At 58.5% G+C, this 14,182-nt stretch carries 11 protein-coding genes; 4 read left to right on the forward strand and 7 right to left on the reverse strand.

The annotated features are described in order from the left end of the window. Window positions 1-244: 244 nt before the first annotated feature. Window positions 245-1,282: an ABC transporter substrate-binding protein gene (locus tag QEH57_RS21540; protein WP_309008860.1), complete on the reverse strand. Its 1,038-nt coding sequence runs from the start codon at window positions 1,280-1,282 to the stop codon at window positions 245-247. A gap of 133 nt (window positions 1,283-1,415) precedes the next feature. On the opposite strand from QEH57_RS21540, the gene QEH57_RS21545 reads away from it, so the two are divergent. Further along, on the forward strand, window positions 1,416-2,327 hold the full coding sequence (locus QEH57_RS21545) for a LysR family transcriptional regulator (protein ID WP_309008861.1): 912 nt from the start codon (window positions 1,416-1,418) through the stop codon (window positions 2,325-2,327). 76 nt (window positions 2,328-2,403) lie between these two features. Here QEH57_RS21545 and QEH57_RS21550 read toward each other — a convergent pair whose 3' ends face one another. The 4 genes from QEH57_RS21550 to QEH57_RS21565 all read right to left on the reverse strand — a co-directional run bounded on the left by QEH57_RS21550 (window position 2,404) and on the right by QEH57_RS21565 (window position 8,398). Further along, window positions 2,404-4,521 (reverse strand): PQQ-binding-like beta-propeller repeat protein, encoded by a 2,118-nt coding sequence (locus QEH57_RS21550; protein ID WP_309008862.1) that lies wholly within the window; start codon window positions 4,519-4,521, stop codon window positions 2,404-2,406. 112 nt (window positions 4,522-4,633) lie between these two features. Continuing rightward, entirely contained in the window at window positions 4,634-6,796 is a 2,163-nt protein-coding gene (locus tag QEH57_RS21555; RefSeq protein WP_309008863.1) for a xanthine dehydrogenase family protein molybdopterin-binding subunit, read from the reverse strand. A 46-nt stretch (window positions 6,797-6,842) separates the two neighbouring features. Further along, window positions 6,843-7,841 (reverse strand): xanthine dehydrogenase family protein subunit M, encoded by a 999-nt coding sequence (locus QEH57_RS21560; protein ID WP_309008864.1) that lies wholly within the window; start codon window positions 7,839-7,841, stop codon window positions 6,843-6,845. Continuing rightward, the gene (locus QEH57_RS21565) at window positions 7,838-8,398 is read right to left on the reverse strand and encodes a 2Fe-2S iron-sulfur cluster-binding protein (protein ID WP_309008865.1); all 561 of its coding nucleotides are present in this window, start codon (window positions 8,396-8,398) and stop codon (window positions 7,838-7,840) included. Before QEH57_RS21565 ends, QEH57_RS21560 begins: the two co-directional genes overlap by 4 nt. A 431-nt stretch (window positions 8,399-8,829) precedes the next feature. Here QEH57_RS21565 and QEH57_RS21570 point away from each other — a divergent pair, with 431 nt between their 5' ends. The 3 genes from QEH57_RS21570 to ligD are packed head-to-tail and all read left to right on the forward strand — an operon-like array spanning window position 8,830 to window position 12,646. Beyond that, a complete protein-coding gene (locus QEH57_RS21570) occupies window positions 8,830-9,087 on the forward strand; it encodes a Rho termination factor N-terminal domain-containing protein (protein ID WP_309008866.1) in 258 nt (85 codons plus the stop codon). A 7-nt stretch (window positions 9,088-9,094) separates the two neighbouring features. Further along, a complete protein-coding gene (locus QEH57_RS21575; RefSeq protein ID WP_309008867.1) occupies window positions 9,095-10,021 on the forward strand; it encodes a Ku protein in 927 nt (308 codons plus the stop codon). A gap of 39 nt (window positions 10,022-10,060) precedes the next feature. After that, window positions 10,061-12,646, forward strand: a complete 2,586-nt coding sequence (gene ligD, locus QEH57_RS21580; protein ID WP_309008868.1) for a DNA ligase D — start codon at window positions 10,061-10,063, stop codon at window positions 12,644-12,646. A 107-nt stretch (window positions 12,647-12,753) separates the two neighbouring features. On the opposite strand, the gene QEH57_RS21585 is transcribed toward ligD, so the two are convergent. Both QEH57_RS21585 and QEH57_RS21590 read right to left on the reverse strand, forming a co-directional pair. After that, window positions 12,754-13,560 (reverse strand): MerR family transcriptional regulator, encoded by an 807-nt coding sequence (locus QEH57_RS21585; RefSeq protein ID WP_309008869.1) that lies wholly within the window; start codon window positions 13,558-13,560, stop codon window positions 12,754-12,756. An 8-nt stretch (window positions 13,561-13,568) separates the two neighbouring features. Beyond that, on the reverse strand, window positions 13,569-14,180 hold the full coding sequence (locus QEH57_RS21590) for a GyrI-like domain-containing protein (protein WP_309008870.1): 612 nt from the start codon (window positions 14,178-14,180) through the stop codon (window positions 13,569-13,571). Between the last annotated feature and the right edge of the window lie 2 nt (window positions 14,181-14,182).

Genomic DNA, 14,182 nt, shown 5'->3' on the forward strand with positions numbered 1-14,182 from the left:
TGCCTAAAAGCGCTCATGGCGGAATTTGAGCGCAAGGGTTTTCACCCCACCCCCATCGAAACCTCACAGCTGCGCCGCCACTGTGCGAAACGCGCCTCGGGACTGAGGAATTCTCCCCGCTGGTTCCTTATCGAAAACCGTGACTCGGGAAGCGTGATTCTCGGCCAAGACCTAGACACAAAAAAAGAGGACCTACCCGCGGCAGATCCTCGTCATCAGTCCATGGAGCCCCTGCTCTTCCCGCTTAGCAGGGCAAGCTCATGGCCGCGTCGTAGAGCTCCGGCCGCAACACGTTCCTCGCTTTTTCCAGTCGCGCCGACTCGGCCGCCTTGGCGCAGGAACGGCCCAATCGATCCAAGACCCAATCCGTATCCGAGTCCGTCGGGCGGGCCGAATCGCCATGGTGAAAACGCAAAAATCCGGGCCGGTGCTCCACCCGCCCTAAACCGTAGTTGAAAGCTGGCGACAAGCACTTGTCCAAAATTTCGGGAGGGCAGTTCACTCGCTTCCGGTCGCTGAGCAGCTCGATGATACGGCCCCGCTGGGTCGGATCCTCGCAAATGGCGCCGGCTTCCACGATGGCTGCGATCAAAGCGACGTTTTCCTCGAAATGGTCGCGGGCATAATCCTCCCGAGCCATCAAAACCTTTTCCGGATGGCCGGGGCTCAAGTCTTCGGAGTTGACCGGCGACCAGCCAATCTTCTCCCCGATCGCCCGACTCGCCCAGGGCTCGCCCACGCAAAACCCATCAATCGTACCGGCCGCCAAGTTGCGGCACATCTGGGCAGGCGGCAGCGTTACCAGCTCCACGTCGGCATCCGGATCGATGCCAGCCGAAGCCAACCACTCCCGCAAATGGAAGTTGTGCGGCGAGCAAGCGTACACCGTGGCGAACTTGTACTTGCGAAACGCCTTCCGATTATCCACGTCGACCTTCAAGGTCTCCTTGTTCTTCACCCCGCGATGGCGCAGCTCCTCGGACAGGACCACCGCATTGCCGCCGCGGCTGATCACCATGCCCGCAACGCAAGGCACCGCGGCCGAGCCCAAGCCCAATGTCGCTACGAAAGGAAGCGTCGACAAGGCATGGGCCGCCTCCAGCTCGCCAAAAAGAACCTTTTCGCGAATCGTCGCCCAACCGACCTCACGGCTCAAAACCACATCCAAGCCCTTGCCTTCGAACAACCCATAATGGTCGGCCACCAGCAGCGGAGCAGCGTCCACCAAGCCGATATAGCCCAGACGGATCGCCGATCTTCGCTTACCCACCAGTCTGGGCATAGCAATTGCTTCAGAATCCTTTTTCTCAAATTCGTCCATTGGGAACCCAGACAGCGACCTTCGCGCCAATTTCGTCTTATCGCTTGAAATCCAAATTATTTTTATATAACCCCTCCACTCAACAATTTCATTCATGCGAGAAGACATCATAGACAGCCGCCAACTCCTAGCCTTCAAGACCCTCGCCGAGACGGGGAGCTTCACTTTGGCAGCCAAACAGCTCAATCTTACGCAGTCCGCGGTAAGCCATTCCATCAAGGCGCTTGAAGATGATCTCGGCTGCCCGCTCATCAATCGACTGGGCCGGAAGATACACCTCACGGAGGCGGGCGACATCTTCCTGGCCGCCGCCGACCGCATCCACCAGCGCATGCAAAGCGTGCGCGGCGAGCTCGAAGCGCTCAGCCGCTGGGGCGCCGGACGCCTGCGCATCGGGGCCGGCACCACCGCCTGCCAATACATCCTGCCTACCGTCATCCGCGAATTCCGCCAGACCTTTCCCGACTGCCAGCTCTCCATCTCTCCCAACAACGCCAAGGAGCTCATGGACGAACTGCGCGGCAACGAGATCGACCTCGCTCTCACCCTCTCGCCCCAGACCAGCGACGACATCGATAGCCAATCCGTCTTCGAGGACAACCTCCAGTTCGCCGTCGCTCCCTCCCACCCCTGGGCCAGCCGCAAAGTCGCTCCTCCGAGCGAAATCGACGAGCAAACCTTCGTCACCTACAGCAAGGGCAGCATGACCTTCGAGTCCATCCGCCGCCACTTCCGGGCCGAAGGCCACTCCTTCAACAAGGTTATCGAGCTCGGCTCCATGGAAGCCATCAAGGAGCTGGTCAAAATCGGCATCGGCGTCGGCATCATCGCCCCTTGGGTCGCCCAAAAGGAGATAGCCGACGGCAGCATCCACCTGCTCGCCCCCAGCCGCAAGCAACTCAAGCGAACCTGGGGCGTTTGCTACCTCAAAGGCCGCCGCCTCTCCCTCATGGAAGAAACCTTCATCGGCCTCTGCGAAAGCGTCTGCGACTGCCTCGAGCAATAGGCCATCCCTCCAGGAGCGGCCTTTCGCGAGACGTCGCCCTAGCCCTGCGGGCCTCCGCCGATCGCGGGCGCGGCCTCTAATCGCCTAAGGCAAACGCGACGTAATAGTTCCCGCGCGGCGTGCCCATCTTGCCGCCGCCGCAAGCGACGACCACATGCTGGCGCCCCTCGATCTCGTAAACTGCGGGCGTCGCATAGGCGCCCACTGGCAGCTTGTGCTTCCAGAGCTCCTCGCCCGTAGCCGCGTCAAAGGCACGAAAATACCCGTCCTTGCTCGCTCCGATAAACAGCAAGCCGCCCGCCGTCACCACCGGTCCGCCGTAATTTTCCGTACCCGTCGGCTGGATACCGAGTTTCGTCAGCTCTTCGAATTCCCCCAAGGTCGTCTTCCACAGGTACTCCCCGGTATTCATGTCGATCGCGTTGAGCGTGCCCCAAGGCGGCTTCACCGCCGGATACCCCTTCGAGTCGAACCAACGTCGGTATCCGGTATGCGTCCACGGACGCGACTTTCCCTCGCCCTTCTTCGCAGCTCTGTCGGCATGGCGATCCCCTCCCTCGCGGCTCACCAGGAAATCGACCAAGGCATTGAGGTCCCGCTTCTCCAAAAAGCCAAACGGGGGCATCACTCCCTTGCCTTGGGTGATGCGTTCGAGAATCCCTTCTCGCGTCATGCGATCTTGGATACCGGTCAAAGCGGGAACGTTCTGGGCTAGGCTTCCCTCGCGCTCCGCCCCATGGCAGCCCACGCAGTTTTGCATAAAAAGCCGCTGCCCCTCGCTCTCCGCCGCAGTCGCGTCCACCATCGTCAAAACCCAGGGCATCTCGTTGCCATTGACGTAGAGAATGCCGTTCGGATCCACTGCCGCTCCGCCCCACTCCCCGCCGCCATCGAAACCTGGAAAGATGATGGTGCCCTCCTTGCTCGGCGGCATGAAGGGCAGGTGCGGACGCAAGGTCACGAAACGGTCCATCACCTCCCGATGCGCCTCCGGCGATATATCCGTAATCTGGTCCGCCGAAAATTGCTGCCGCGCGAAGGGAGCCGGCTTCGTGGGCAGCGGCTGGGTCGGCCAAGTCTGCTCGCCCCGCAAGTCCGACCACGGCACCGGAACCTCCTCGATGGGAAACAAAGGCTCGCCCGTCACTCGATTGAAGAGAAACACATGGCCCGACTTCGTGATCTGAGCCACCGCCGGAATGGACTTTCCCTCGCGATGCACCGTCAAGAGATTCGGAGGGGCCGGCAAGTCCCGATCCCACAGGTCGTGCCGCACGAACTGATAGTGCCAAATCCGCTCCCCTGTCGCCGCGTCCAAAGCAATCAAGCAGTTGGCAAACAAGTTCTCCCCCAACCGATCCCCGCCCCAAAAGTCGAAAGCCGCCGAACCGGTCGGGCAAAAGATAATCCCCCGCTCCACGTCTACGCTCATCCCCGCCCACACGTTGGCCCCGCCTACGCTCCGGTAAGCTTCCGGCGGCCAAGTGTCGTAGCCAAGCTCGCCCGGCTGGGGAATGGTATTGAAACGCCAGACCAATTCGCCCGTGCGCACGCTATAGGCCCGGATCGTTCCCGGAGCCGCCGGAGCCGGCCCCTCTCCCACCCGCATCGGCATCACGATCAAGTCGCCATACACCACCCCGGGCGTATTGGCCATCACCTGCAAGCCTTCCGTGTCCCGTCCCAAGTCCGCCTTCAAGTCAACCCGCCCCGCTTCCCCAAAGGATTCGATCCGCTGCCCCGTCCTCGGATCCACGGCGATCAAGAACCGGCTCACGCCAAAAAGGATTCGCGACGCGTCACCATTCTCCCAATACGCCAAGCCGCGATTCACACCACGCCCTTCCGAAACCTCCAAGCCATCGTAAGGATCCAACTTCCAGAGCAGCTCCCCCGTGCGGGCATCGAGAGCGATGAGGTCGATGTTCGCATCCGTGCCATAGAGCACCCCGTCTATGACCAGGGGATTGCATTGCATCTCCGAACGGCTTCCCTCCGGCCTGCCGTTTGGGTCGCCGTTCCAAATCCACGCGACTTCGAGGCGGGAAACGTTATCGGCGTTGATCTGCGAAAGCTCCGAAAACTGGCTCGAGGAGCGATCCCCGAGGTAAGCGCTCCAATCCCTGGAACTGGAAGCGAAACAAAACGCCGCGCCGAAGCACAGCGGGAGGAAAAGGGTAGATAAACGGGGCATGCCTGAATCTCCACAAAATCCCTCCGCCGATCAATCCTGTAGCGCCGGGGGTTAAAAACACCGGACTCAGCACTTCGCGGCATGCCCGCTCCCGATACAAACTCGACTCGAACTACCCCATCAGGTCTTCCATCCTGATCGGCAAGGTACGGATTCGCTTTCCTGTCGCGTGGTAAACGGCGTTACCAATAGCAGGCGCGACTCCTGTCAGCCCGACTTCCCCAATGCCCCGCGCCCCGAGCTTTCCAATATGAGGGTCTGGGACGTTCAATAGGCTTAAATCGATTTCCGGGCAATCCGTCATGACCGGTACCAGGTAGTCAGCAAGATTATCCGTCACCGGCCTGCCGGTGCGCTTGTCGTAGACCGACTCTTCCAACAATGCCATTCCCACTCCCATTACAATAGCGCCGTAAACCTGGTTGCTGGCTGTATCCAAATTTATGATGCGTCCGGAGTCGATCACGCTCGTAACTCGACTCACACGAAGACGCCCGAGGCCCGCATCCCAACGCACCTCCGCGCAGTGCGCGCCAAAACTGCGAAACGAATAGCGCTCCTGCTCTTCGCCCGGCGAGGCTTCGCCTTTTCCGGATACGAAGGAAAGCCGTTTGCTCTCCAAGACCTCCCCAATGCTCCGGGACGCTCCACCAGAACGCGAGCAGAGCTTGCCTCCCACCATCCTCAGCGACTTCTTATCGCTGCCCGCAAACGGCCCATCCTCGGCGACCGCCAAGTCGAGCAAAGCGTCGATTGCCTTCTCCGTCGCCTCCGCGATGGCCGGAACAACCGTGGCCGTCACCATAGACCCACCGGAAATGGGACCGGTGGGCAAACGCGAATTTCCAATGCGCACTTCAATCGAATCAAAGGGCAGCCCCGTCAACTCCTTCACCATCTGAGCGAAAACCGTATAGGTTCCGGTTCCGATATCCTGGGTCGCGCACGAGATCCGAGCCTTTCCGCTCTGCAGCAAATCCACGGTCACGGTCGCGCTCGAACGCATCGCCGCCCACGACGTGGAGGCGATCCCCCACCCGATGACCTCGCTCCCCTCGCGCATCGATCCCACCTCAGGGTTTCGCTGACTCCAACCAAATCGTGCCGCCGCCTCCCTCAAGCAGCGTTCATGCAAGTTGATCGACCAAGGAAGGTCTTTCGCCTCGTCTCGCTGAGCCACGTTTCGCAAGCGGAGCTCCAGCGGATCGATCTTCAACTCGACTGCCAGCTCGTCCAAGGCGCTCTCCAACGCCCACAAGCCAGGCGTCTCCCCCGGACCTCTCATCGGAGTAGGCGTCCCTACGTGCGACCTGACGACACCCTGCGAAATCGAAACGTTCGGACACTGGTACAAGGAAGCGCTCACATCGGGACACGACTCCTCGTACTGGTCCACTTGGGATGTCTGATTCACCGCCTCGTGACGCAGTGAAACCAAATGCCCGTCCTCATCCGCTGCGAGGCGCAAACGCTGGCGGGTACGCGGACGGTGTCCGGCAGAAGTAAACTGACCGCGACGATCCAACGAAAATTGTACCGGCCTTCCCACTACACGGGAAGCTTCGGCTGCAAGAATGGATGGAGACCACAAAAACAGCTTGCCGCCAAAACCGCCGCCCACGAATCGAGAGCGCACCTCGACGTCGCTTTCAGGCAAGCCAAACGTATTCGCCAAAGCCTTACTTTGTCCGACCACCCATTGCGTACTGTCCTCCACCACTAGACGCTCCTCCTCCCACCACGCAACCGCCCCATGCAATTCCATCGCGCAGTGGATCCCTACCGGAGTCTCGTAGGTCGCGTCGATACGAGCGTGCCCTCGGTCAAAGGCCTCCGCCGCCTGCCCTCGACTCGAAGCATCCGTCTGCTCGATCTTGCCTTCCCGAAGATCGCGCTCGAAGTCCAAGCTCACCTGCTCATCCTCCTTATACTTCAGCTCCAGGAGCTGCGCTCCGTGCCGAGCGACCTCGAAACTCTCCGCGACGACTAAGGCCAGAATCTGTCCCGCATAATAAATGCGATTGTCTTCGAAAGGAGGCCTGCGCTCCCCTACGTTAAGCGATTCAGGGCAGCGAAATAACTTCGGCGCGTCCAAGGCATGCAACACCGTCAGCACTCCCGGGAGGGCTAGCGTAGCCGTTGCGTCTACCGCAAGCAGCTCTCCGGAAGCAATTTCGCTGTGGGCCGCGCACGCGTACGCCTGACCCTCCCTTTGGTGATCGGTCGCATAGAGTGCCGCCCCCGTTACCTTCAAATGCCCATCTTTTCGATTCAAAGGCCTGCCTATGATATTCGTATCCATTCGCTTCAACGCCCAGAGTTCATACTTGCGCCTCGACCCTCTCTCGCGCGATCGCCAGAGCCCTCACGATTAATCCGCGAGCGAGCGGCACCTTGTACGCATTATCCGGTTGGGTGATCGCTCCTTCCATGGCCAGCGCTGCCGCTTCCTCGTAGAGTTCCGAACTGGGCTCGTTTCCCTCCAGGCAATTTTCAGCCTCGAACGCTCGCCACGGCTTGGTCGCGACTCCGCCCAGAGCGATTCTGGCAGCAGCGATTCGCCCTTCTACCAGGGCAAAAGAGACTGCGGCAGATGCCAGAGCGAACTCGTAGCTCGCCCTGTCCCTGCTTTTCAAATACACGCTAGAGGCCCCTTCCACGTTGGGCGGAAGCACGACCCCAGTGATGAGCTCGCCCGGATCAATCGCATGCTCGCGATCCGGCCTGTCTCCCGGCAACAAATGGAAATCCGAAAAGGGTATATCGCGAGTTCCCGCCAGCCCTTCCACACGAACCTTAGCCTCGAAGGCCGCCAACGCCACACACATGTCAGACGGATGCGTCGCGATACAGTGCTCGCTCGTTCCTAATACGGCATGCGATCTCGCATAGCCTCCCAAAGCCGCGCATCCACTCCCCGGCGACCTCTTATTGCAAGGCGAGTAGTTGTCGCGAAAATAGGGACACCGAGCCCGCTGCATGACGTTGCCCGCCACCGTGGCCATGTTTCTCAGTTGCGGAGAAGCGCCCGAAAGCAGCGCTTCGGACAAGGCTTGGTAGTCTCTCCTTACTTTCTGGTGCCAAGCAAGGTCGCTATTGCGGACATTGGCGCCGATAAGGATCCCGCCATCCTCCAGTAGATCCACGGTATCCATATCGACATTACGGACATCGACTACCTTAGCCGGACGCATGACGTTCAGCTTGAGCAAATCGATCAAGGTCGTTCCTCCAGCTAAAAAGCAGCTTTCCTCGCTTTCCGTCGACATGGAGCAGGCCTCCTCGACGGTGCTCGCTCTCTCGTAATGAAACGGTTTCATAGATCCTCGTCGCGCGACGCCTCCCTCCGGTTTCCAGCCCGCTTCACGTCCGAAACAGCAGCAAGAATATTCCTGTACGCCCCGCAACGGCAGAGATTGCCGCTCATGGATTCCGCCAAGCTTTGCGGGTCCGCCGACCACGGCTCGTTCAACATTCCGACCGCCGAAACGATCTGACCGCAGGTGCAGTATCCGCACTGGAACGCGTCGTGGTCGAGGAACGCTTGCTGCATGGCGTGCAGCTCGCCGTTTTCGGAAGCGATGCCCTCGATCGTTCGCAGATCGCACCCCTCCGCCATCACAGAGAGCATAAGGCAAGCGTTCACGCGTCGTCCGTCCAGAAGGATCGTACAAGCGCCGCACTGTCCATGGTCGCAGCCTTTCTTAACTCCCGTGCACGCGAAGCGCTCGCGCAGGGTATCCAACAACACCTCACGAGGTTCCACAGCCACCACTTGCCTACGCCCATTCACCCTGAGCTCGATGGAGGTCTGCGCTACCTCCTCAGAGCTAGGACTTCTCGCGAGAGCCCCTTCGTCTCGATTTATCAATTTCATTATAGTCTGGATGTCTTGCTTGGGTGCCCGCCGCGACACGATATATACGCCACCGAGACGAACTCCGAGAGCTCCGCTATAGAGAGTCTCTAGAGAGCTGATAGCAATGTGACCGTGCCTCTTGCAGATTCTAGGCCAGCTTACTTTCGAACCGCATTGCTCTATAATGGGGGCGATCACATTCGAGCCGCGTAGCGATAAAAAACAGCTTTCGAGCCATTCCAGCCCTGGCTACGGACCCCGAAGGTTGATGGCATCGCGCATTCGCGTCCGGTGCAGCCTGCAACGCACGCCCGGATTTCGCTATCCTTATACCCAACTTCCGTGAGTTGGCCCTTCCTATGCATTACAACTGGGCCGCAGAGCGAAACCCACGCGCCGCGCCGGACGCCCCTTTGAGCGTTATACAAAAATTAGAGGAGACCAAATCCATGCCTACCAAAGACCACGGCCCCAGCATCAAGGACGACGAACAATACGAAGCGCTGCGCAGGAAAGGAATGAGCAAGGAAAAGGCTGCTCGCATCGCGAACTCGGACCGGAGCAAAACCGCGAAGAAAGGCGGCGAATCGCCCAAGTACGAAGAGTGGACGAAAAAGGACCTTTACCAAAAAGCGGCGGAAGTCGACATCGAGGGCCGCTCCTCCATGTCCAAAGAAGAACTTATAGACGCCCTGCGAAACCATTGATCACGCCATGGCCCGAGCTATTTGGAAAGGCAGCATCTCCTTCGGACTGGTCAACATTCCGGTTGCGCTATTTTCGGCCGAACAGCGCTCCGACATACAGTTCCGCATGATCGACAGCCGCAACAACGCACGGGTGCGCTACGAACGCATAAACGAATCCTCAGGGGAGGAGGTACCCTGGAACTCCGTCGTCAAGGGCTACGAATACGAGGATGACAAATATGTACTTCTTTCCGACGAGGAAATGGCCAAGGTAAGCCCGGAGGCTACCAAAACCATAGATATCGAAGACTTTATAAGTCTCGAGGAGATCGACCCGCTTTACTTCGACAAGCCCTACTACTTGGAACCTGCAAAGCACGGGGAAAAAAGCTACCTCCTGTTGGCACGATCCCTGGAGGCCTCCGGCAAAGCGGGAATCGCCCGCGTGGTGATTCGTTCTCGCCAACACCTTTGCGCCATCCTCTCACGCAACGGTCACCTTGTGATCGAACTGCTGCGCTTTCCCCAAGAACTACGAGACCTCAACGATTATCAGATCCCCGACGACAGCCTCAAACGCAACAAGCTCACCAAGCGCGAAGTCGACTTGGCTATCCAGCTCATCGAATCGATGACCCTAGAGTGGGATCCGGGAAGGTACCGCGACGAGTACAGCGATAAGCTTCTCGATTGGATCAATGAAAAAATTTCCGAGGGACACCTCAGCACCGCCCCCGATCTAGTGGACGAAGACGATGACAACGATTCCGCCGAGGTGGTCGATCTTATGGACTACTTGAAACGCAGCGTCGCATCCCGCGAAAACGAGGGCACCGACGGAAAGAAGAAAGCAAAGAAGACCACCAAAAAAGCCACGAAGAAAACCGCCAAGAAGACCACCCGAAAAACCGCTAAGAAACGACCTTCCGCTTCCCGAAAAAAGGCAAGCTAGCTACTTACTCGTCGCCAGTTTACAACTACATCTCAGACGATGAGCTTAGCCGAATATTCCCGCAAACGAGACTTCGAGAAAACCCCTGAGCCCCCAGACGAAAAGGCAGCCGCCCGCGAAGCTAGCGCGAACGCAGCTGAGTTCGTCATCCAAAAGCACGCAGCGCGTCGCCTCCACTACGACTTTCGCTTGGAGCACGCCGGAGCGCTGCTTAGCTGGGCAGTTCCCAAGGGGCCCAGCATCGATCCCAGGGATAAACGACTGGCCGTGCGGGTAGAGAACCACCCGCTCACCTACGCCACTTTCGAAGGTAACATTCCCGCGGGGCAATACGGTGGAGGGACCGTGCTCGTCTGGGACAAGGGGTACTGGGTTCCACAAGGCGAAGTTGAGGAGGGCCTGCGAAAAGGCAAACTCACCTTCGAGCTTCACGGCGAGAAGCTGAAGGGACGCTGGCACCTGAATCGGATGGGCGGAGAACGGAGCAAGGAAAATTGGCTTCTCGTCAAAGCGAAAGACTCCGCCGCAGGAAAACACAACGAGCGATTCGTGGAAGACCAGTCGAAGAGCGTCCTCACCGGTCGCGAACTCAGCGAGATCGCAAACGAAACGGCCGCAGACCGGAAGCAGTTCGCGGCCAAGCCCAAATCCGATTCGTATGCATCCTTCTTCTCTCGAGCGATCGAGCCGCAAATCGCCTCCTTAGCCAAATCGCCACCGGAAGGCGCGGAATGGATCCACGAAATAAAGTACGACGGATACCGTATCCTCGCCTACGCTCTGGATAAGCGGGTAAGCCTTAAATCGAGATCCGGGAAAAATTGGACGGATAAGTTCCTCCCCATCGCAGACGCCCTCAAATCGCTCTCGCTGCAGGCATGCGTTCTCGACGGCGAGCTCATAGCTATCGGCGAAGACGGAGTATCCAGTTTTTCGTTACTTCAATCTTTCATTCACCAACGCGACCGGTCCGATTACCAACTACGGTATATGGTCTTCGACCTCCTTTTTCACAACGGTAAGGATCTCCGAGACCTACCCCTCACCGAAAGAAGAAGCCAACTCCGAAAGCTCCTATCGAACTCGCCTCCTGGCAGCCCCATACGGTACAGCGACAATATCCAAGGAAACGGAGCTGCCGTTTTCAAACAAGCATGCCAGATGGGGTTGGAAGGGATCATGAGCAAACGCAGTTCCAGCCCCTATCTACCGGGACGCTCAAGATCGTGGCTGAAAATTAAATGCCACTGCCGTCAAGAATTCCTCGTCGTCGGATACACCCGGGCCGCCGGCAGCGACCGAGGCTTCGGCGCCCTTCATCTCGCAAGCTACGCGGAAGACGGCCAAACCCTTCTCTACGTGGGCAAAGTAGGCACAGGGTTCGACGAAGGGACCCAGGACCTCCTGCGCAAGCGATTGGACTTGCTAGCGACAAAAAATTCTCCGCTCAACCCGCCGCCACGGGGGAGCAGAAATACTATCTGGGCCAAACCGAAAATCGTCGTCGAAATCAAATACGCGGAACGCACCCCCGCGGGCCTCCTCCGCCAAGCCAGCTTCGTAGGCATCCGCGAAGACAAAGCCCCCAAGACCATACGCGACGAAGCAGCTGCGACACCTGAGTCTTCCCCTCGTCTCCCCAAAGCAGAGGCAAAGGCGGCAGCCAAACCATTGCCTACAATGACTCAATCCCCAGCGAAAGGCGATTCGAATACCGAAGTCGCCGGCATAACGATAACCCACCCAAGTCGAATTCTGTATCCAAGCATTGGAGCCACAAAAATGCAGGTTGCCCGCTACTACGAAGCCGTAGCGAACTGGATGCTGCCCTATGTTAAAAATCGACCGCTTTCTCTGCTGCGGCACCCGCGCGGAAGGCAGGAGAAAGGATTCTTCCAAAAGCACATAGATTCCTCCTTCCCCACAGCAATCCGACAAGTCACTATCGAAGCGTCGAAGGGTTCCTCCACTTACGGCTACATCACGAACGAGGAAGGTCTCATTGCCCTCCTACAAATGGGCTCGCTTGAAATCCATACTTGGGGAAGCACGGTCGACGCCGTAGAAAAGCCAAACATCCTCGTATTCGACCTCGATCCAGCTGAGAACCTTCCAAGCGAAACCACCACCGGAGCAGCCCTTCTCCTCCGCGATATCTTGGCGGATCGGGCCGGCCTGAAAAGCTTCCTTAAAACGACCGGTGGAAAAGGTCTCCACGTCGTACTACCCTTTCGTCGAGGGCCGACATGGAAAGAGGTAAAGCAGTTCAGTAAATCCGTATCCATTTTTTTGCGCCAGCAGAATCCTAACGCCTTCACTCTGAGATCCAGCATCAAGGAACGACGCGGAAAAATTTACATCGACTACCAGCGAAATAGTCGTGGAGCTACCGCCATCGTCCCTTACTCGACAAGAGCTCGCGAAAACGCCACGGTCGCAATGCCGCTCTCCTGGGAGGAAGCAACCGAAAGTCTTCAATCGAACCGATATACCATCGAAAACGCCTGGGATCGCCTTTCCTCCCTCGAGGTTGATCCTTGGAGCGATTTCAAGAGCACGCGGCAATCCCTCAGCAAATCCGTTTTAGCCGCCTTCACTGCGGACCCAGCTCAGGCAGACAGATAGTCCTACTGAAGCTCCGGGGCGATCCCTGGTATGTTGAGGCCCGAGCGAAGCATCCGCTCCCAACTGAAAAAAAAACGCGATCCCCTAGCGACAGCATCCCTGCCACCCTAGCCCACCAGAAACTGGATCTCCGTCAGGTACTTCTTCGGATTGCCCCGCAGAATCATGCCCGGGCCCTTATGGTAGACCTCCCGAGAGGGGCAAAGCACCTTCAGCTCACGACGCTTCACCTCCGCAAACAACTTCGCGTAGCTCTCATGCAAGCACTCGTAGGGGCCCCGGTGCAACAAGGTCAAGGCCTTGCCGCCGGACAGCTCCCGACAATGCAGCTGCTCATGCTCCACGACCTTCTTGACCTCAAAGCAGGGCTCGAAGTTCGCGTCATCCTCCCTGTATTCGCCGTCGTAATACAAGCACATCGGCTTGCCTGTCATATACCGTCCCGCTCGCCGAGCGAGAGTCCGAAAGCCCTCTCCTGCATCCGCATAGCGACCGCACATGCGACGCCCCGCTACCAACAGGTCCGGCAAGGACTTCTCGATAACCGCTTCCCCCGCGTCCGCGAGACCCGATTCCGCGAACTGGCCGCTCACCACCCATTCGATATCGGCAATCGAATCCTGGAAACGCTTCACCCGCTTCTCCAGCTCCCGACGCTTTTCCTGCAAGCGCTCCACCAAGTCACCGTCCTCCTCGCAGCTATCCAGGATCTCCTTCACCTCCGCCAAGGTGAAGCCCAGCTCCTTAAGACTCGCAACCACCCGAGCCTCGCCCACCTGCTCTTGCGAATAATATCGGTATCCAGATTCCGGATCCACGAAGTCCGGCACCAAAACGCCTTTCTCGTGATACAAGCGCAAGGCCTTCACCGAAGCCCGCGCGATCTGGGAAAACTCGCCGATCGAATACTTCATCGCACGCTCTAGCGCATTGCCTGCCGCAACACGGTCCTCAGCTTTTCAGGCGCCGTGCGACGCGGATCGCTGAGATAAATCTCGTGGTGCTTCAAGGCGAGCCGCTTGCCCAGCTGCTCGATCCTTTCGTGAACGCGGGCAATCTTGGGTCCCTCCTCGTCGAACGGCCCCACGTGCAAGATCTGAGCAGACTCCCCCTCCTCGAAACGCTCCCAGCGCACGCTCTCCAAGAGCGGCGGATTCTTCTTTTTGCGCACGGTTACCACCGCTTCCTCGAACATTGCCTGCGAAACGAACTCCGGCTGCATAATCATGAGCGTCCACTTCCACTCGTCCCGCCTCCCTTCGACGAAGGCTCCCATATCGTCCGCCCACCAAAGCCCCTCCAGCGGCGGGACCACATAGTCCTGCCCGACGGGACCGAGCTTCGCCATGAACTTCAAGGTGTAGGCCAGCGGGTAGAGCGCTTCGATGGACTCCATAAACGCCTTGGACGTTCCCGGATCCCCCGCCCCATCGATCATCAAGAAATTCATTGCCGGCACATCGACCACCGAAACCTCCTTCGCGGAGGGAGCATACAAATCCTTACGTTCCTTCTTAAAATCGATCTTATCCATGG

The organism is Pelagicoccus sp. SDUM812005, assembly GCF_031127875.1.
Lineage (GTDB): Bacteria > Verrucomicrobiota > Verrucomicrobiia > Opitutales > Opitutaceae > Pelagicoccus.

Coding starts and splice junctions, on each gene's coding strand:
- QEH57_RS21560 (WP_309008864.1), bottom strand. CDS start 7,841: ATGAAACCGTTTCATTACGAGAGAGCGAGCACCGTCGAGGAGGCCTGC.
- QEH57_RS21565 (WP_309008865.1), bottom strand. CDS start 8,398: ATGAAATTGATAAATCGAGACGAAGGGGCTCTCGCGAGAAGTCCTAGC.
- QEH57_RS21540 (WP_309008860.1), bottom strand. CDS start 1,282: ATGCCCAGACTGGTGGGTAAGCGAAGATCGGCGATCCGTCTGGGCTAT.
- QEH57_RS21570 (WP_309008866.1), top strand. CDS start 8,830: ATGCCTACCAAAGACCACGGCCCCAGCATCAAGGACGACGAACAATAC.
- ligD (WP_309008868.1), top strand. CDS start 10,061: ATGAGCTTAGCCGAATATTCCCGCAAACGAGACTTCGAGAAAACCCCT.
- QEH57_RS21550 (WP_309008862.1), bottom strand. CDS start 4,521: ATGCCCCGTTTATCTACCCTTTTCCTCCCGCTGTGCTTCGGCGCGGCG.
- QEH57_RS21590 (WP_309008870.1), bottom strand. CDS start 14,180: ATGGATAAGATCGATTTTAAGAAGGAACGTAAGGATTTGTATGCTCCC.
- QEH57_RS21545 (WP_309008861.1), top strand. CDS start 1,416: ATGCGAGAAGACATCATAGACAGCCGCCAACTCCTAGCCTTCAAGACC.
- QEH57_RS21575 (WP_309008867.1), top strand. CDS start 9,095: ATGGCCCGAGCTATTTGGAAAGGCAGCATCTCCTTCGGACTGGTCAAC.
- QEH57_RS21585 (WP_309008869.1), bottom strand. CDS start 13,560: ATGAAGTATTCGATCGGCGAGTTTTCCCAGATCGCGCGGGCTTCGGTG.